This is a genomic window from Pseudomonas sp. UBA4194 (assembly GCF_002379585.1).
In the GTDB taxonomy this organism is placed as follows: Bacteria; Pseudomonadota; Gammaproteobacteria; order Pseudomonadales; family Pseudomonadaceae; genus Aquipseudomonas.
This window is the reverse complement of the sequence record NZ_DFUE01000032.1, coordinates 1-17,360: the sequence shown is the minus strand read 5'-3', so window position 1 is coordinate 17,360 and position 17,360 is coordinate 1. Positions and strand designations below refer to the sequence as shown.

Below are 17,360 nucleotides of genomic sequence, written 5' to 3'. Positions count from 1 at the left end.
GGGACCATTCACCACCCCTCTAACCCGCCCCCCACTCAATCAAGCATTCGGCCGCTGCTTCGCCGCATCCAGCTCTGTCTTCGCGCCTGTGGTCAGATCGGTAATCTCAGCCGACTTCGCAATCGCCCCATCAAATGCATCGGTCATCTTGGCAATGGCATCTATGGACGTCCCATCCAAACCGCCGGCAGCTGCCCACTCCAGATTCCATACCCCGGACAGCCCATCCGACAACGGCACATCATGCGTCTCGATCGCCTCGAACACTTCGGTGTGTCGAGTCATGTACGACGCGGCTGCCGCCACATCGGCCGGCACCGCTCCGGCGGGTGCCTGGGCCAGGTCGGACAGCTGCTGGGCGTTGATGGCGGATTGGCCCTTGTCGTTGAGGTAATCCACCAGAATCTTGCTCGACTTGGCGATGTCGAGCTTGGCGTCGAACGACGATTTCGAAGAGCTCGCTGGGGTAGGGGCTACGGCACTGGACGGCGCGATAGTAGACATCGGTTCATTTCCCTGACAGAGGTGGACGATTGTTGATCGTTACTGGGGTCATGCAACGTATGGCTGCCCGATTCGGCAATCGGCATGGGCGTAGGCGGGCGCAGTCGAGTATACGGAGGAAGCTCAAGCCCGCCTCTTTCAGCTTGCCGTTTTGTCGAGTCGCTGACACTTTCGCCTGGAACCGGTCATCGGCCAGACCGATCTTGCCGGCCTCGGCCAGGTCACTGATGCAAGCCATCGTTCTATCGTTATTGGGGAGCCACGATGAAAGCGCTGAAAATAGCCACCTACAACGTCAACGGTATCAAGGCCCGGCTGCCCAATCTGCTGCAGTGGCTGGAGCGCGAGGCGCCGGACGTGGTCTGCCTGCAAGAGCTCAAGGCGCCGGACAAGGCGTTTCCCGCCGCAGAGCTGGAAGCCGCCGGTTACGGCTCGCTGCACCATGGCCAGTTGTCGTGGAACGGTGTGGCCGTCCTGGCCCGTGATGCCGAGCCGTTGCTCATCCACCAGGGCCTGCCCGATTTCGAGGATGACCAGTCCCGCTACCTGGAAGCGGCCGTGCACGGCATCATCGTCGGGTGCCTGTACCTGCCCAATGGCAACCCTCAGCCCGGTCCGAAATTCGAGTACAAGCTGAAGTGGTTCGACCGGCTCATCGAGCACGCCCAGTCACTGCAAGCCAGTGAGCACCCGGTGGTACTGGCCGGGGACTTCAACGTAGTCCCTACCGACTTCGACATCTACAACCCGCGCTCCTGGCTCAAGGACGCCCTGCTGCAACCCGAAAGTCGCGAGCGCTACCAGCAGCTGCTGGAACAGGGCTGGACCGATTCGATCCGGCACCTCTACCCGGACGAGCAGGTCTACACGTTCTGGGACTACTTCCGTCAGCATTGGCAAAAGAACTCCGGCCTGCGCATCGACCATCTGCTGCTCAACCCTGCCTTGGCACCGTACCTGCAAGAGGCGGGCGTACACGCGTGGGTACGTAATGAACCGCACGCCAGCGATCATGCGCCGACCTGGATTCAGCTGGCGGGGCGTAAGCAACGCGCCAAGCACTAAGCCCCTGCAGGGTTCGCTCAGTCTCGAGCAGGATCAGGCAAGGCTGGGCGCCGATCAGGCAATTATTCAAAAAGGTGAATCTTTCATACTCGAACAGCGTCACTCTGATGACCGCGCACAACGCTCCATCGTCGGAGCACCGGCAGCTCACGCCGCCGTAATGCTCGGCTGCTATACCTAGAGTTCATAACAAGGGCGCACCCCGGGGCACCATGCCGGGCGGACCCGACCTAAAGCACCATTACCGTGAATCAGCGCTTTCACCCTGTGAGGACCGCAGCCATGACCGATCCGACCCAGCCGCCCGGCAACCGGCACCCCGATACCCATGAACCCCTGTTCGAAGAGCTGGCTGCACCGTCACGGCGCAGTTTCCTGCGTACCGTCGGCATTTCCGGCATCGCTGCCGCCACCGCGCCGGTCTGGAGCCAGGCGGCCCAGCTCGAAGCGCCGTTGGACGACAGCCAGAAACCCCTGGCCAAGGGCGAGCAGCGCATCACCCTCAACGTCAATGGCCAAGCCCATACCTTGAACGTACCGGGTAACGCCGTGCTGCTGGATGTACTGCGCGATCGTCTGAAGCTGACCGGTACCAAGAAAGGCTGCGATCACGGCCAGTGCGGCGCCTGCACCCTGCACATCAACGATGAGCCGGTGAACAGTTGTCTGTCCCTGGCTGCGATGCACCAGGGCGATCGCATTACTACCATCGAAGGCCTTGAGCGCAACGGCCAGCTGCACCCGATTCAGGAAGCCTTCTGGGCCCATGACGCCTTTCAGTGCGGCTACTGCACCTCGGGGCAGATGATGACGGCCGCCGCCATCATCAAGGACCCGAACATCGGTAAAGACGACGCCAGCGTGCGCGAGGCCATGAGCGGCAACATCTGCCGCTGCGGTGCCTACAAGAACATCCTTGCCGCGGTGCAGGATGCGCGCAGCAAAGTACAAGGAGCCAGCTGATGAGAGCCCTGGAATATTCTCGCGCCAGCAGTGCCGAGCAGGCCATTTCGATCCATGCCCGAGACGAGGCGACTGCATACCTGGCCGGCGGCACGACCCTGCTCGATCTGGTCAAGATCGATATCATGCAGCCCGATCGGGTAGTCGACGTGCACACCCTGGGACTGAACCAGGTCGAGGTATTGGGTGATGGCCGCACGCGCATCGGCGCAATGGTCACCAATACCCAACTGGCCCATCACCCGCGTATCAAAAGCGATTACGCGGTGCTGTCGGAGGCCTTGCTCAGCGGTGCCACCACCCAATTGCGCAACAAGGCCACCACCGCCGGCAACGTCATGCAGCGCGTGCGCTGCAACTACTTTCGCGACGGCCTTTCAGCCTGCAACAAACGTGAACCGGGTTCGGGTTGCGCCGCCATTGGCGGGCACAACCGCAGCGTGCATGCGGTGCTGGGCACCAGCGACCAATGCATCGCCACCCACCCCTCGGACATGTGTGTGGCCATGGCTGCCATCGGCGCCACGGTCCAGGTGCAGGGCCCCAACGGCAAACGCGATATCGACTTTCAGGATTTCCACCTGCTGCCCGGCAGCACACCCTGGAAAGAACATGCCTTGCAGCCCGATGAACTGATCACCCATATCACCCTGGACAAACCCCTGGTGGGGGCGAAATCGGCCTACCTGAAACTGCGCGACCGGGCGTCCTATCAGTTCGCCCTGGCCTCCAGTGCGATCATCCTGGTGCTGGACGGCAAGATCATTCGTGATGCCCGCATCGCCATGGGCGGTGTCGGCACCAAGCCCTGGCGCGCTGTCGACGCCGAGCGGGCGCTGAAAGGCGCCGCCGCCACGCCCGAAAACTTCGCCAAGATCGCCGCACTGGCCCTGCAGGGCGCGGTGCCCTACGCACACAACGCCTACAAGATCCCACTGGGACAGCAGGCTATCGTGCGCAATCTCTCCACCCTGACCCGCGGAGGTGTGGCATGAACTCGCCCATCATGGGGGCTTCCCCGCGCCGCATCGACGGCCGCTTGAAAGTCACTGGCCGCGCTCAGTATGCGGCCGACCACCATCCCGATGGCCTGCTGTTCGCCTACGGCGTGTTCAGTACCGTGGCCAGCGGCTCGATCAGCAAGCTCGACCTGGAAGCCGCCCGGCGCTCACCGGGGGTGGTCGAGATTCTGCACCACGGTAATTTCCCTCAGGCGTTCCACACCGCGCCGATTCCCTTCAGCCTTGCCGGCGTATTGACGGCGACTCGCACCGATGAAAAGCGCCTGCCGTTCGAAGATGAAGTGATCCGCTATGCCGGACAGTTCGTGGCATTGGTGATTGCCGATTCTTTCGAGCATGCCCGGGAGGCGGCCTACAAGGTCAAGCCCAGCTACAGGTCTTCGAGCGCCATTGCCAACCTTGCCCAGGGGTTGGAAAAACAGCAGCCTGCCGACGGTGGTCAAGGGCACAAAAGGGGTGAGCCCGCGGCGGCATTCGACGCCGCTGCACGGACACTGGACGCCACCTACAGCACACCGGCCGAAACCCATAACCCCATGGAAATGCACGCTACGGTGGCACTCTGGGAAGGCGGTCGGCTGATCGTCTACGAGTCGACCCAATCGGTGGTGGTCCACCGCAACACCCTGGCGCAGGTGTTCGGGTTGCCGCCAGAAGGTGTCGAGGTACGCGCGCCCTTCATCGGCTCCGGCTTCGGCAGCAAACTGTGGGCCTGGCCCCATTCCATCGCGGCGGCTGCGGCGGCCAAGGTGGTTGGCCGTCCCGTGCAGTTGATCGTGCCGCGGGCGCAGATGTTCACCACGGTCGGGCACCGTCCCGAGACGCGTCAGCACCTGCGGCTGGCGGCTGACGAGAAGGGCAAGCTGGTATCCCTGCGCCACGAGTCCATCAATGCCACCGGTTTTGGTGACAAATACGTGGAGAACTGCGGGGGCATGAGTGCCAGCCTGTATTCCTGCGCCAACGTAGAAATTACCCATGGCGTGATTCAGGTCAATCGCGGCGCGCCGACCTCCATGCGTGCACCGGGTGCTGCCCCTGGGCTGTTTGCTCTGGAGTCGGCCATCGATGAATTGGCGGATAAATGCCAGATGGATCCGCTGGCGTTCCGTCAGCTGAACTTCGCCGCTGACAACGAGCAGGAGAAGCTGCCGTGGTCGAGCAACCATCTGCGCGAAGCGCTGCAGCAGGGCGCCGACCGATTTGGCTGGGCGTCCCGGACACCAGACATCGGCAGCATGCGCGACGGTCACGAGATCATCGGCTACGGCATGGCGCAATGTAACTGGGATGCCTTCCGCACCCCGGCACAGGCCCGCGTGCGGTTGAAATCCGACGGTACCGCCGAGGTGTTCTGCGGTGTCCAGGACATCGGCACCGGCACCTATACGGTGATTGCGCAGTGCGTGAGCGATATCACCGGGCTGCCGCTGGAACGGATCGCGGTGCACCTGGGTAATTCTTCCTATCCACCCGCGCCGGTATCCGGCGGCTCATGGGTGACTGCCAGCGTACTGCCGGCCGTGGCCGAGGCCACGCGGGCGGCACTGGAACAGCTCAAGGGGTTCGCTGCATCTGCTGAAGGCGGGTTGGCCGACAACAAGCCGGAGGCAATCAAGGTCGCCAATGGCCGGCTGGACGGCGGTGGCAACAGTGTGAGCTTCGCCGAGGTGCTGACCAAGCTGCGGGTGGCCAGCGCAGAGGGAGAAGCCAAGACCGGCATGGCCGACACGGCCAAGCACGCGTTTTCTTCGTTCGGTGCGCATTTCGTCGAGGTTCGCTGGGACCCGGGCATTTCGCGGCTGAGGGTCGCACGGGTGGTGAGCGCCATCGACGTTGGCAAGATCGTCAATGCCAGCACCGCGCGCAACCAGGTCGAAGGGGCGATTGTCATGGCCATCGGCATGGCACTGTTCGAGTCAAGCGACTTCGATGAGCGCAACGGCATGCCGGTCAACAACAACTACGCCGAGTACATGGTGCCGGTGCATGCCGACCAGCCGGAGATCGATGTGATCCTGCTCGATTACCCGGATTACAACCTCAACGAATACGGCGCGCGAGGAATAGGCGAGATCGGCGTGACCGGGTTGGCAGCGGCCGTGGCCAATGCGGTGTATCACGCCACGGGCAAGCGGGTGCGTGATCTGCCGATCAGCCTGGAGAAGTTGATGGACGAGGTGCCGACGGTAACCACGTGAGGGGGTAGTGATCGAGCTGGCGACTTCGCGGCTGTACGCCGCCCCTTCGGAGGTGCGCGTACCTGTGTAGACCGCGAATGCGCCAGTCGCGGCGCTACTTCCCCAGGGCGGAATGCCGTTGTTGCAACCACTGCAACAACGGCCATTCACCGTGCTGCGCTGCTACCGCCTGCAACCCCACCGGCAATCCGTCGACCATGCCCGCCGGCACACTGATTGCCGGCAACCCGGTCAGATTCCAGACGCTGGTCAAACTCAACACCGCATCGCGGACGCTGACCTTTTCCCCATCGATCACCAGCTCCCGCAGGTCAACGGCCGGCGCGGTGGTGGGTAACGTCGGCATCAGCAATACATCGTAATGCTGGAAGTACTCCGCCATCTTCGCTCTCAACACTTGCCGGGCCTCCATCGCCGCAACGTATTCCCACCCTCGGACCTGCGCGGACATATGCAGGCGCTCCAGCACCTCCGCGTCGAACAGTTGCGGCTGTTGATCCACCCGACGGGCGTGCACGGCGTAGGCCTCAGACCTCTGAATCGCGGCCATCGCGCTCTTGACCGTGGGCACCAGCTCATCGAAACCGTCCACCACCTCCAATGAGCCGCCAAACAGCTGCATCGCGCGGCTCTTCACCGCCATCAGCACCTGCTCGTCAACCGGCCCCAATGCCCGTGGATCGACCCAGCCAACACGAGGCGCTCGATCCGCAGCAGAGGCGGGCGCCGAAGACCGGCTGATCACCCCATACACCAACGCCGCATCCTCGACGCTATTGGCAATCGGCCCGACGTGATCGAGCGTCTTGCACAACGGAAAAATACCGGTCATGGGCACAGCCGCGATCCCCGGCTTGAACCCCACCGCCCGGCACAGTCCGCTGGGGATTCGGATCGAGCCCCCGGTGTCGGTACCCAAGGCCAGCGGCACCAATCCGGCCGCAACGGCCGCGGCGCTACCGGCACTCGAACCGCCGGTCATACGGCGGGTATCCCAGGGATTGCGCGAGGCCCCCTGCAGCGAGCGGTCGCCGGTGGGGCCATACGCGAATTCGTGGGTCAAGGTCTTGCCCAGAATCACGGCACCGGCCTCACGCAACCGTGCGACGCAGATCGCATCCTGGCGCGGCTGGTGTTCGGCAAAGTGCGCCGAGCCGTAGGTGGTCGGCATATCGAAGGTGTCGATGTTGTCCTTTATGGCCACCGGAATACCGTGCAAGGGCCCTGCATCCTGGCCGGCAGCCAGCGCCGCGTCCGCCAGCGCCGCCTGGGCCAGCGCCCCCGCGGTATTGACATGCACGAAGGCGTTGAGCTGCGGATTCAGCCGAGAAATGCTCGCGAGCGCGGCTTCGGCCAACTGTACGCAGCTCAGCTGACCGCTGCGCAAGCGGCGCCCAAGCTCGGTCACCGAGGTGTCGAAGAAGTAGCCAGGGGAGGTGGGGAGTACGCAAGGCATGGTCTGGTTACTCCGTAACGACGCGAGCAGGCGCGCAATTGAGTGGGCGCACGCCTGGACGTACCAGCAACATGGCGGCCATGCCGACGCCGGTGGCCACCGCCGCCGCGCTGAACATCGCCGAGTAACCGTAGGAGGCGGTGAGGTAGCCCGTCAACATCGGCGCTATGAATGAAGCGGTGTTGGCAATGAAATGCGTCAGCCCGCTGTAGGTGCCGATGCGGTTGGTGGGCGAGCTGTCGATCACCACGGCCCAGTACACCGAGTTGGGCAGGGCGTTGAAGGCATTGGCCAGCGTCATCAGGGCAATCACGCCAAACACGCTGTGGGCCTGGGACACCAGGACGAAGCACAGGGTGGTCAGCAGCAGGCAGCCGGCAGCAAGGCAGCTGCGCGCGATCACCAGGCTACCGGTGCGGCGTAGCAGCCAATCGGACAGTTTGCCGCCCAGCAGCACGGTGAAGCAGGCGCCGACCCACGGGATCATGCCCATGTACCAGAGCGAGGACAGGTTGTAGTGAAATTCGTCCTGCAGGTATTTGGGGGTCCAGCTCAGCAGCAGGAACGTGACGTAGACGAAGGAGAAATAGCCCACGGCGTTGAGGATCAGGTTGCGGTTCTGGAAAAAGCTCCACCAGGGCAGCTTCGGCGCCCCGGTATCCGCCGAGGCTTGCGGACCGCGCTCGTGACGCAAGAATTCGCGTTCGGCCTGGCTGACACGAGGGTTGTCGTCGGGGTGGTCAGTGAAGCGACGCATGAAGAATACCAACAGCGCCAGGCTGGTCAGGCCAAGGATCACGAACATGCTGCGCCAGTCGCCCGTCAGGGTTTGCAGACCTACCGCGATGGGTGCGGTGAGCAATGCGCCCAAAGGCGTACTCAGCAAGCCCACGGAAACGACGAAACCGCGCTCCTTGGGCGTCGCCCAGTTGCCCACACTTTTGTTGATGACCGAATAGGCAGGGCCTTCGGAGAAACCGAAGAGGATACGAATGCTGGCGAAACCTGCCAACGCCGATCCGCCCATGAACGCCAGACCAAGGTCACCGGCAAACGCGGTGCCGATCTCGAAAATCGACCAGGCCGCGCCCGCTACCAGCCATACCCGCTTGGGTCCGAATCGATCGGCCAGAATGCCGCCACACAGCGCGCCGAGGATATAGCCGTAGCCGAAATAGCCCAGCAGGGACCCCCAATCCGCCTTGTTGAACCCGTATTCGGGAAGAATGCTTGCCGCAGCGTAGGAAATGGCCCCGCGATCGATGTAGTTGAGCAGTGCCATGAGCATGATCAGGAAGAAGATGCGATAGCGGTAGCTGGGGGGATGACTGTTCATAGGCGTTCCTGGATGAGGTAACGGCAGATGTCAAAGGCCAGCGGCGGGCTGGAACAGCATGTTTCTTCTTATGCGAGCTTGGTATCAAGCTGCTACCCAATCGTTTGGGTTGGGTGGAATCTAGCAGCGCAGCCTATTCGAGTCAAACGTTTGGGTAGCGCTATGGGTTGCAGTACGACGGGCGAATGTGTAAATAAAACCCACCCCTATGTCTGGCATCTCTACCCATGCGCGAGCAGTCAAAACCGCCCACTTTGAAATCGATGGCTGCCGAGCTGGGCATCCATGTGTCGACCTTGTCCAGGGTGCTCAATGGCGACGCCACTGCGGTAATGAAGGCTGCTTCGCCCGATGTTGTCGCTCGTATCCGCCAGCTGGCTGCGGAGCGTAACTACCGGCCCAATCTCCAGGCCACGGCCCTGCGCACCCAGCGCAGCCAGGAAATCGGGGTATTGATGCCGCGCATTTCCGATCTGGTCATGGCTACGTTGTACGAAGGTATCGACGCAGCGGCGGATTCAGCGGGGTATATGAGTTTCGTCTCCAACACCCTGGATGACACTGATCGCCAGCTGGCGCTGGGTGAACGTGCATTGCGCCGCCAGGCGGCGGGGCTGATCGTCGCCGACTCGCATCTGGGCGGTCGCGAACAACTGCTGCAACTGCTATCGGCACGCAAGGTGCCCTATGTGCTGATCAGCCGCCGTCAACCCGGGCACCTGAGCGTGACCTGCGACGATTATCTGGGTGGCAGGCTGGCAGCCGAACACCTGTACCGGTTGGGATGCCGCAATGTGGCCGTCCTCGCAGGCGAGACCTTTGCCTCCACGGGCGCGGATCGAGCGCGGGGTTTTGTCGCGTTCTTTCAGGAGCAGGGCATCGATATCCCCGCCAGCCACATCCTGCATGGGCATTTCGATTCTCGCGAGGGACATGCGCAGGGGCAGCGTCTGCTGGAGCAGGACCGCAGCGTCGAAGGTATCTTTGCGGTGAACGACTTTCTGGCCATCGGTTTGATGGGCGCGATTCGCCAGGCAGGTGCCCAATCGGGCAAGGACATCGCAGTAGTGGGTTTCAACGATACCCCGCTCGCGGCAGAGTTGCCGATTCCGCTGAGTAGCGTCAGGTTGCCGCTGCATGAAATGGGCGAGATGGCGTTTGCGGCGCTGCTGGCGCGTATCAACGGGGAGGAGGTGGAGTCGGTGCTCATTGAACCCCAGCTGTTGGTGCGGGAAAGTTCGGTGTTGTTCGAGCCGCGGTAGCGAGAAGATGGGCAGGGGGAGTGTCGACCTGCTCGTGCCTCTACACCGCGCCTACGGGTGCTTCACAGACCGGCACGTGGGCCCCTGCCACTGTCCAAAACGCTCACGGCCGTCGATCACTCGGGCCATTGCCCTCTGCCGAGTTCACGGGGCATAGTCGCTGCACGACTCCAATAACAACAAAGCAGGTTCGACGCCATGCGAATAGACAAAATGGCCTTTTTGGTCAGCGGCGCGGCCTCCGGGCTGGGTGCTGCGACCGCGCGAATGCTGGTTCAGGCCGGCGCCAGAGTGATGTTGGTAGACCTCAACGCCGAAGCGGTGCAAGCCCAGGCACGTGAGCTCGACGCTGCCTACACGGTCGCCGACGTCACCCAGGCCGACGCTGCACAGGCGGCGGTGGACAATACCATCCAGGCCTTTGGCGAACTGCACGGGCTGGTCAATTGCGCTGGCGTGGTCAGCGGCGAAAAGATCCTGGGCAAGCAGGGCGCCCATTCTCTGGAAAGCTTCAGTCGCATCATCAATATCAACCTGATCGGCACGTTCAACCTGTTGCGGCTGGCTGCCGAAGCCATCGCCAGAAGCACAGCGAACGAGGAGGGCGAGCGGGGGGTCATCATCAATACGGCATCGGTCGCGGCTTTCGACGGGCAAGTGGGGCAGGCCGCCTACGCCGCCTCCAAGGGCGCCGTAGCCAGCATGACCTTGCCAGCGGCGCGTGAGCTGGCACGCTACGGCATACGGGTCATGACCATCGCGCCGGGTATCTTCGAGACACCGATGATGGCCGGCATGACCGATGAGGTTCGCGCTTCGCTGAGCGCCGACGTACCCTTCCCACCGCGCTTGGGCAAGCCCGAGGAATACGCGGCACTGGTGCGTCAGATCATTGAAAACAGCATGCTCAACGGTGAGGTGATCCGTCTCGACGGCGCCTTGCGCATGGCGGCCAGGTGAAGGGGAGGTCATCGATGAATCAGGACCCTGTTGTCATCGTCAGCGCAGTGCGCACGCCCATGGGCGGCTTTCAGGGCGATCTGAAAAGTCTGACGGCACCGCAGCTCGGAGCAGCCGCCATTGCTGCCGCCATCGAACGTGCAGGCATCAATGCCCATAGCGTCGATCAGGTGCTGTTCGGTTGCGTGCTGCCCGCAGGTCTCGGCCAGGCACCGGCGCGGCAGGCAGCACTGGGCGCGGGATTGAGCACGGCGACCACCTGCACCACCCTGAACAAGATGTGCGGCTCGGGCATGCAGGCCGTGATCATGGCGCACGACCTGCTGTTGGCAGGCAGCGCTCAGGTGGTGGTCGCCGGTGGCATGGAGAGCATGTCCAATGCACCCTATCTGCTCGACCGGGCTCGCAGCGGTTATCGCATGGGCCATGGCCGGGTGCTGGATCACATGTTCCTTGACGGTCTGGAAGACGCCTATGAACCCGGGCGCCTGATGGGCACCTATGCCGAGGACTGTGCCCAGGCCCATGGTTTCACTCGCGAGATGCAGGACGACTTCGCCATTGCCTCACTCACCCGTGCGCAACAGGCCATCGCCGACGGCAGCTTCGCTGGGCAGATCGTGCCGGTGGAGGTGACCGAAGGCAGGCAACAGCGAGTGGTCAGTGACGACGAACAGCCGCCGAAGGCCAGCCTGGACAAGATTGCGCAGCTCAAGCCTGCGTTCCGCGCGGGCGGCACGGTGACCGCCGCCAATTCCAGCTCCATTTCCGATGGCGCGGCGGCCCTGCTGGTGATGCGCCAAAGCGAAGCAACGACGCGTGGGCTCAAGCCTCTGGCAGTCATCCATGGGCACGCCGCGTTCGCCGATGCGCCGGGGCTGTTCCCGCTCGCGCCCATAGGGGCCATCGAGAAGTTGGTGCAACGCACCGGCTGGCGGCTGGACGACGTGGACCTGTTCGAGATCAACGAAGCCTTTGCGGTCGTCACCCTGGTGGCCATGCAGCAGTTGGCGCTGCCTGTCGAGAAGGTCAATGTGAAGGGTGGGGCCTGTGCGTTAGGGCATCCGATCGGCGCATCCGGCGCACGTATTCTGGTCACCCTGCTGGCAGCCCTGCGCGAGCGCAACGCCAAACGCGGTATCGCCGCCATCTGCATCGGCGGCGGCGAAGCCACGGCCATCGCGGTTGAATGCCTGTATTGAAGGCATGACATTCAAGCGCCGCCCAGATGCCTGAGCGGCAAGGGTGCGGCGCGCTTGATCTCGCGCAGCACCACGCTGGAGCGGATCTCCCTCACTCCCGGCAATTTGAACACCACCTTGTGCAGGAAATCGTCGTAGGTGGCGATGTCCTGGGTGACCACCTTAAGCAGGTAGTCACCCTGGCCGGTGGTGCTGTGGCACTCGATGATCTCCGGGCACCCGAGCACCGCTTTCTCGAATTCCTCCACCACATTGTCGACATGCCGCGCCAGATTGACTTCCGCCATGACGTAGTTAGCCAGGCCGATCTTGTGCCGGTCCAGCACGGCCGTGTAGTAAGCGATCACGCCCGCACGCTCGAGATCCTTCACCCGCTTCCAGGTGGGCGAGGTCGACAGGCCGATGTGCTCACCCAGTTCCTGAACGGACATCCGCCCATCTTTCTGTAGCTCGGTGAGGATCCGCAGACTGTAGGGGTCCAGCAGAAAGTCTTTCTCCATTACGGTGCTCCAGCGGTTTTTATTGTTGTAGAAGCATGAAATCGGCTGAATTCAGAAAACACTTTTTCAGGGGCCGATCTTAAGCTTTCAGGGAAAGGGGGTGGCTCGCGCCTTTCCCGAATCAGCCTGCGAGGACAATAACAATATGCCGGCATCATCGCTGAAAACAATGGCTCTGAAGCATAGCCCTGCGCCATCGGCGCGCTTCGATTGGGCCAGGGTCGCTTATCTGCTTCAGGTGTCCCGGGCCCTGGACGAGCTGGAAGAGACCGTGCTGGTCCCGGAGAAAAAAGTGCTCTACCAGTTCTCGGCTCGCGGCCATGATCTGGCGCAGATTCTGCTCGGCTCGCTGCTCACCGATCAGCATGACGCAGTGTGCGGCTACTACCGTTCGCGGCCCATGCTGCTGGCGCTGGGAGTCGATATGGTCGATGCGCTGGGGTCCTCCATGGCCCGGGCGGGCGGGTATTCCGATGGCCGCGACATCGGCGTGGTATTCAACTACCCCAACCCAGGGGGCCCAGCCGCATTGCCCATGTGCGGGGGTGTCGGCAGCCAGTACACGCCCACGGCAGGCTGGGCCCAGGCGATCGACTACTATCGTCATGAGTTGAATGACCAGGCCTATGCCAGCGCCATCAGCGTAGTGCTGGGCGGCGATGGTTCGGTGGCCACGAACGGCTTCTGGTCGGCCCTGACGCTGGCCACCACCCAGAAGCTGCCCATGCTGTTCTACATCGAAGACAACGGCTATGGCATCTCGGTCCCGTCGAGCTATCAGACGCCGGGCGGGAACATCGCCGCCAATCTGGCCAGCTTTCAGAACCTGCATATTCTCGACGGCAATGGCAGCGACCCCGCACAGGCCGCCGAACTCGTCAGCCAGGCCGTCGATCATGTGCGCAGTCATCAGGGGCCCTGCCTGTTGCGGCTCAAGGTTCCGCGCCTGGAAGGCCACAGTTTCCAGGACACCCAGACCTACAAGAGCGCCGAAATCATCGACCAGGAATGGGCCCGGGACCCGCTCGAAGCTTTGCACACGTATCTCGTGCCGACGCATATGAACGCAGCCGAGTGGCAGAGGCTGACCGCCCAGGCCCGCGCCGACGTCGAACAAGCTGCGCTCCAGGCGCAGGCCCGGCCGCTGAGCGCGCCCGAACGGGTGCCCCGGCATGTTTTCTACGAGGGTGAGCTTCAGCAACGCGGCGGACAGTGGCCTCACGGCTATCAAACCGTTGATGCAGGTGCGGAGCCGGAACAGGACGGCCAGCGCATCAATATGGTTGCCGCCATTCGCAGAACCCTCGATGTGGAGCTGAGTATCAACCGCAAAGTGGTGCTTTTCGGCGAAGACATCGGCCCCAAGGGCGGTGTGCATGCGGTAACGCTCGGCCTGCAGGACAAACATGGCCAGCGCCGTGTGGCCGACACCAGCCTGTCCGAGGAAGGCATCATCGGCCGCGCCGTGGGTATGGCCCTCGCAGGACTGATGCCGGTGCCGGAAATCCAGTTCCGCAAGTATGCCGACCCTGCCGCCGAGCAGTTGGCCGACTGCGGGACCCTGCGCTGGCGAACCAATAACCGCTTTGCTGCGCCCATGGTGGTGCGCATCGCCGGGGGCTTCTTCAAGTGCGGCGACCCCTGGCACAGCCAGACCAACGAGGTGCAGTTCGTGCATTCACCAGGCTGGCAAGTGGCGGTACCGTCCAATGCGCAAGACGCCGTCGGACTGCTGCGCACGGCGCTGAGAGGTAATGATCCGGTGATCTTTTTCGAGCATCGGGCGATGCTCGACGCGGCTTCGGCACGCCGGGCGTACCCCGGAGACGACTTTGTGCTGCCTTTCGGCCAGGCACGTACCGTGGTGGCGGGTGATCAACTGACGATCGTGACGTGGGGGGCGATGGTCGAACGCTGCGAACAGGCGGCGCAAGGCCGCTCGGTCCACGTGCTCGACCTGCGCACCCTGATGCCGTGGGACAGGCAAGCAGTGCTGGAATCGGTGCGACGAACTCATCGTTGCCTGATCGTCCACGAGGATCTGGGCACTGCCGGTTTTGGTGCCGAGATAGCTGCTGTCGTGGCCGATGAAGTTTTCCTCGATCTGGATGCCCCGGTTTCACGCCTGACCATGCCGGATATCCCAAGCCCGCATCATCCTGCGCTGCTGGCCCACGTACTGCCCTCCGTCGAGCGCATCCGTGACAAGATCGACCAACTGCTGGGGTTTTGACATGAATGACATGACTCTCGCACCCGACGCGCTAAACATCATTGCGCCACTGGAACAGGAAGGTACCAAAGCGCTTGTACGGACCTGGCTGAAGGTCCAGGGCGACAAGGTGACTCGGCAAGAGCCGGTGGTGGAACTGGAGACCGACAAGGTTGTGGTCGAGGTCTGCGCGCCCGCCGATGGCGTGCTGGATATTTTCCTTCAGGAGTCCGCCGAAGCGATCCCTGGTGCAGTGTTGGGCGCTGTTCGGCAACACGCCACTGCAGTGCCGGACCCTCACCCGGAGCACCGCCTGTCACCGGCGGTGCGTCGCCTTCTGGCCGAGCATCAACTTGACCCGGACGCCATCGAGGGCACAGGCAAAGGCGGGCGCCTGACGCGCGAAGATGTCATGACGCACCTCAGGCAGGCGGGTTCTGCCTCCGTGGGCGCAGGCGCTACCTGCAACAGTGCCCAGGCAGACGTCACCGAGCCAGCCCCCTCCCTGCGCACCCACACGCATCGCCCCGGCAAACACATCCCCCACAGCACCTTGCGGCGCAAGATCGCCGAGCACATGCAGGCTTCCGTCGCTACGGCACCCCATGTGACCTCCGTATTCGAAGCGGACTTCACCGCTGTGATCGCCCACCAGAAGCTGCACAAGCAGCGCTTTGCCGATCGCGGCGTCAACCTCACACTCACCGCCTATCTGGTGAGTGCCTGTCGCGAATCGATGGCCGCAGCGCCAAGCGTCAACAGCCGCTGGCACGACGATTTTCTCGAGTTGTTCGACGACATCAATATCGGTATCGCCACGGCACTGGATGACACTGGTTTGATCGTGCCCGTACTGCATCAGGTGCAGGACCTGTCGCTGTTCGGCATCGCGGCGCAGTTACAGCGCCTCACGATGGCAGCACGCAATGGCACCCTTGCACCCGAGCAAGTACGGGGCGGCACCTTCACGATCTCCAACCACGGTACCTCCGGCTCACTCTTCGCCACACCGATCATCATCAATCAGCCGCAGTCAGCCATTCTGGGCGTCGGCGCAGTGGAGCGCAGGGTAGTGGTCAAACAACTCGACGGCGTCGATGTGTTCCTTGCCCGCCCCAAGGCCTATGTAACCTTGACCATCGATCACCGCGTGCTGGACGGCAGCGTTGCCAATGCGTGGCTGCGCAGATTCATCGAGGTGTTGGAGGGATGGCCTCTGCAAGCGCATTGAATGCAGCCGCCCACTTGGCGGACAACGCGCTATACGCGTTAGTATTGCGCGCGCTCGACCAAGCTGCAGTGAACGAGGGTAAGCAATGGCAAAAGGAACGCCGGGCATTTCGGCGGCAGGCAAGGACACGATCTCCATGCACCTGGTCCGTGAAGCGCTCGAGCAGTGCGGTGCGGCGGGCAGGGAAGCATTCAGCGGCCTGGGGTTGGAGCTCGCCACGCTTGGCGATGAACACGCACGTATGCCCGCGCGCACTTATGGACGGTTGTGGCGCGAGCTCTCCAAGGCGCTGGACGACGAATTCTTCGGCATGAGCGCCCGGCCACTGCGTAGCGGCAGCTTTGCACTGCTGTGCGAAATCAGCAGAACACAGCCCACGGTTGGCGCTGCCGTGGAGATAGCGCTGCGCTTTCTCGCGCTGATGCTTGGGGATTTTCACGCGCAGTTGATCCGCCAGCAGACGCTGGCTGAAATCGTGATGCAAGATGAATCGCCGGAACCCAGGCGTGCATTTGCGTGCTTCACCTACTGGATGATCGTGCACGGCTTGATCTGCTGGCTCGCAGGGCGACGCGTGCCGATCCTGGCCATCGAACTGCGCGGTCCCGCGCCCGAGTACATCGACGATTACCAGGTCATGTTCTCGCGCAATCTGCGCTTTGGCCAACGCCATTCGCGGCTGGTGCTGGCCGCTGAGCATCTGGATATACCGATACGACGCAGCGCCGCCGAGCTCAAGCAGTTTCTCGCCCAGGCACCGACCAACATTCTGATCCGCTATCGCGATCCTCAAAGCCTTGGGGGCCGTGTCCGGCAGCTGCTGCGCGAAGTGCCAGGTGCGCAATGGCCCCAGATCGAAGGGCTGGCAGCGCACTTCGCAACGTCCACCTCGACACTGCGTCGACGGCTGGCGGAGGAGGGCTGCAACTTCCAGTCCTTGAAGGACAGCGTGCGCCGCGAGCAAGCGATCGTGTGGCTGGCCGAGGCTTCAATGAGCCTGGAAGACATCGCCGGACGCCTGGGCTTTGCCGACAGCAGCTCGTTCTACAAGGCCTTTCGCAAATGGACCGGGGCAAGTCCTGGCCACTACCGAGGTTTGATGTCAGGCAACGGCGGCTCTGACTCGCCTTCGTCCGCATCCGAATCCTCCAGCACATCGCTCACACGGGAAGAAGGCAGCAACTGCGTAGCCTTGCTGCCCAGCAACGACCCCGCCTGAAAGTAGCCCATCACGGTGGCCACGCTGCGATGCTCGGTCATGGCCATCACCTCGCCCAGTGGCACCCCTTGGCGCCCGGCTTCGGTCACGAACCCCGAGCGCAGGCTGTGAGCGGCCCAATCTCCATCCAGCCCGGCGAGCTTGGCCCGACGCTGGACGATGCGCGCCACTTGCTCGCCGGACAAGCCTGTGGTCCCGACCTTGCCGCCCTTATACCGTCGCCGGAA

General features: G+C 63.0%; 14 protein-coding genes and 1 pseudogene. 10 read left to right on the top strand and 5 right to left on the bottom strand.

Annotated elements, in window-relative coordinates; translation table 11 throughout:
* Window positions 1-39: 39 nt before the first annotated feature.
* Entirely contained in the window at window positions 40-504 is a 465-nt protein-coding gene (locus tag B3397_RS08905; RefSeq protein WP_296249192.1) for a hypothetical protein, read from the bottom strand.
* Between the two features lie 264 nt (window positions 505-768).
* Between B3397_RS08905 and B3397_RS08900 the strand changes: the two genes are divergently transcribed.
* The 4 genes from B3397_RS08900 to B3397_RS08885 all read left to right on the top strand — a co-directional run bounded on the left by B3397_RS08900 (window position 769) and on the right by B3397_RS08885 (window position 5,755).
* Window positions 769-1,569, top strand: coding sequence for an exodeoxyribonuclease III (locus B3397_RS08900; RefSeq protein ID WP_296249190.1), 801 nt, complete (start codon window positions 769-771; stop codon window positions 1,567-1,569).
* A gap of 282 nt (window positions 1,570-1,851) precedes the next feature.
* The gene (locus B3397_RS08895) at window positions 1,852-2,532 is read left to right on the top strand and encodes a (2Fe-2S)-binding protein (protein WP_296249189.1); all 681 of its coding nucleotides are present in this window, start codon (window positions 1,852-1,854) and stop codon (window positions 2,530-2,532) included.
* Window positions 2,532-3,527, top strand: a complete 996-nt coding sequence (locus B3397_RS08890; RefSeq protein ID WP_296249188.1) for an FAD binding domain-containing protein — start codon at window positions 2,532-2,534, stop codon at window positions 3,525-3,527. The genes B3397_RS08895 and B3397_RS08890 overlap by 1 nt, the downstream gene beginning before the upstream one ends.
* The gene (locus B3397_RS08885; protein ID WP_296249186.1) at window positions 3,524-5,755 is read left to right on the top strand and encodes a xanthine dehydrogenase family protein molybdopterin-binding subunit; all 2,232 of its coding nucleotides are present in this window, start codon (window positions 3,524-3,526) and stop codon (window positions 5,753-5,755) included. Before B3397_RS08890 ends, B3397_RS08885 begins: the two co-directional genes overlap by 4 nt.
* 94 nt (window positions 5,756-5,849) lie before the next feature.
* Here the strand turns inward: B3397_RS08885 and B3397_RS08880 are convergent, their stop codons facing one another.
* The gene (locus tag B3397_RS08880; RefSeq protein WP_296249184.1) at window positions 5,850-7,211 is read right to left on the bottom strand and encodes an amidase; all 1,362 of its coding nucleotides are present in this window, start codon (window positions 7,209-7,211) and stop codon (window positions 5,850-5,852) included.
* A 7-nt stretch (window positions 7,212-7,218) separates the two neighbouring features.
* Window positions 7,219-8,547, bottom strand: a complete 1,329-nt coding sequence (locus B3397_RS08875; protein ID WP_296249182.1) for an MFS transporter — start codon at window positions 8,545-8,547, stop codon at window positions 7,219-7,221.
* Window positions 8,548-8,774: 227 nt separating this feature from the next.
* On the opposite strand from B3397_RS08875, the gene B3397_RS08870 reads away from it, so the two are divergent.
* The 3 genes from B3397_RS08870 (at window position 8,775) to B3397_RS08860 (ending at window position 11,971) form a co-directional block, all read left to right on the top strand.
* Window positions 8,775-9,809 (top strand): LacI family DNA-binding transcriptional regulator, encoded by a 1,035-nt coding sequence (locus tag B3397_RS08870; protein ID WP_296249179.1) that lies wholly within the window; start codon window positions 8,775-8,777, stop codon window positions 9,807-9,809.
* 198 nt (window positions 9,810-10,007) lie between these two features.
* Window positions 10,008-10,769 (top strand): SDR family NAD(P)-dependent oxidoreductase, encoded by a 762-nt coding sequence (locus B3397_RS08865; RefSeq protein WP_296249176.1) that lies wholly within the window; start codon window positions 10,008-10,010, stop codon window positions 10,767-10,769.
* 14 nt (window positions 10,770-10,783) lie between these two features.
* Complete coding sequence (locus tag B3397_RS08860; RefSeq protein WP_296249175.1) at window positions 10,784-11,971, top strand: acetyl-CoA C-acyltransferase; 1,188 nt, start codon at window positions 10,784-10,786, stop codon at window positions 11,969-11,971.
* 11 nt (window positions 11,972-11,982) lie between these two features.
* On the opposite strand, the gene B3397_RS08855 is transcribed toward B3397_RS08860, so the two are convergent.
* Window positions 11,983-12,471 carry an Lrp/AsnC family transcriptional regulator gene (locus tag B3397_RS08855; RefSeq protein ID WP_296249174.1) on the bottom strand — a complete coding sequence of 163 codons (489 nt, stop codon included), beginning with the start codon at window positions 12,469-12,471 and terminating at the stop codon, window positions 11,983-11,985.
* A gap of 169 nt (window positions 12,472-12,640) precedes the next feature.
* Here B3397_RS08855 and B3397_RS08850 point away from each other — a divergent pair, with 169 nt between their 5' ends.
* From B3397_RS08850 to B3397_RS08840, 3 genes and pseudogenes are all read left to right on the top strand, one after another.
* A complete protein-coding gene (locus B3397_RS08850) occupies window positions 12,641-14,704 on the top strand; it encodes an alpha-ketoacid dehydrogenase subunit alpha/beta (RefSeq protein ID WP_296249172.1) in 2,064 nt (687 codons plus the stop codon).
* Window position 14,705: 1 nt separating this feature from the next.
* Window positions 14,706-15,914, top strand: coding sequence for a dihydrolipoamide acetyltransferase family protein (locus B3397_RS08845; RefSeq protein ID WP_296249170.1), 1,209 nt, complete (start codon window positions 14,706-14,708; stop codon window positions 15,912-15,914).
* Between the two features lie 85 nt (window positions 15,915-15,999).
* A pseudogene (locus tag B3397_RS08840) lies at window positions 16,000-17,016 on the top strand (AraC family transcriptional regulator); the annotation flags it as partial.
* Here B3397_RS08840 and B3397_RS08835 read toward each other — a convergent pair.
* Window positions 17,001-17,360 (bottom strand): tyrosine-type recombinase/integrase (locus tag B3397_RS08835; protein ID WP_296249168.1); only part of this gene is annotated, 360 nt, incomplete at its 5' end. The pseudogene B3397_RS08840 and the gene B3397_RS08835 sit on opposite strands and share 16 nt — an antisense overlap.

Excerpts from the sequence above, each read along its gene's own strand:
- B3397_RS08905 (WP_296249192.1), bottom strand. The coding sequence starts at position 504 with ATGTCTACTATCGCGCCGTCCAGTGCCGTAGCCCCTACCCCAGCGAGC.
- B3397_RS08900 (WP_296249190.1), top strand. The coding sequence starts at position 769 with ATGAAAGCGCTGAAAATAGCCACCTACAACGTCAACGGTATCAAGGCC.
- B3397_RS08895 (WP_296249189.1), top strand. The coding sequence starts at position 1,852 with ATGACCGATCCGACCCAGCCGCCCGGCAACCGGCACCCCGATACCCAT.
- B3397_RS08890 (WP_296249188.1), top strand. The coding sequence starts at position 2,532 with ATGAGAGCCCTGGAATATTCTCGCGCCAGCAGTGCCGAGCAGGCCATT.
- B3397_RS08885 (WP_296249186.1), top strand. The coding sequence starts at position 3,524 with ATGAACTCGCCCATCATGGGGGCTTCCCCGCGCCGCATCGACGGCCGC.
- B3397_RS08880 (WP_296249184.1), bottom strand. The coding sequence starts at position 7,211 with ATGCCTTGCGTACTCCCCACCTCCCCTGGCTACTTCTTCGACACCTCG.
- B3397_RS08875 (WP_296249182.1), bottom strand. The coding sequence starts at position 8,547 with ATGAACAGTCATCCCCCCAGCTACCGCTATCGCATCTTCTTCCTGATC.
- B3397_RS08870 (WP_296249179.1), top strand. The coding sequence starts at position 8,775 with ATGCGCGAGCAGTCAAAACCGCCCACTTTGAAATCGATGGCTGCCGAG.
- B3397_RS08865 (WP_296249176.1), top strand. The coding sequence starts at position 10,008 with ATGCGAATAGACAAAATGGCCTTTTTGGTCAGCGGCGCGGCCTCCGGG.
- B3397_RS08860 (WP_296249175.1), top strand. The coding sequence starts at position 10,784 with ATGAATCAGGACCCTGTTGTCATCGTCAGCGCAGTGCGCACGCCCATG.
- B3397_RS08855 (WP_296249174.1), bottom strand. The coding sequence starts at position 12,471 with ATGGAGAAAGACTTTCTGCTGGACCCCTACAGTCTGCGGATCCTCACC.
- B3397_RS08850 (WP_296249172.1), top strand. The coding sequence starts at position 12,641 with ATGGCTCTGAAGCATAGCCCTGCGCCATCGGCGCGCTTCGATTGGGCC.
- B3397_RS08845 (WP_296249170.1), top strand. The coding sequence starts at position 14,706 with ATGAATGACATGACTCTCGCACCCGACGCGCTAAACATCATTGCGCCA.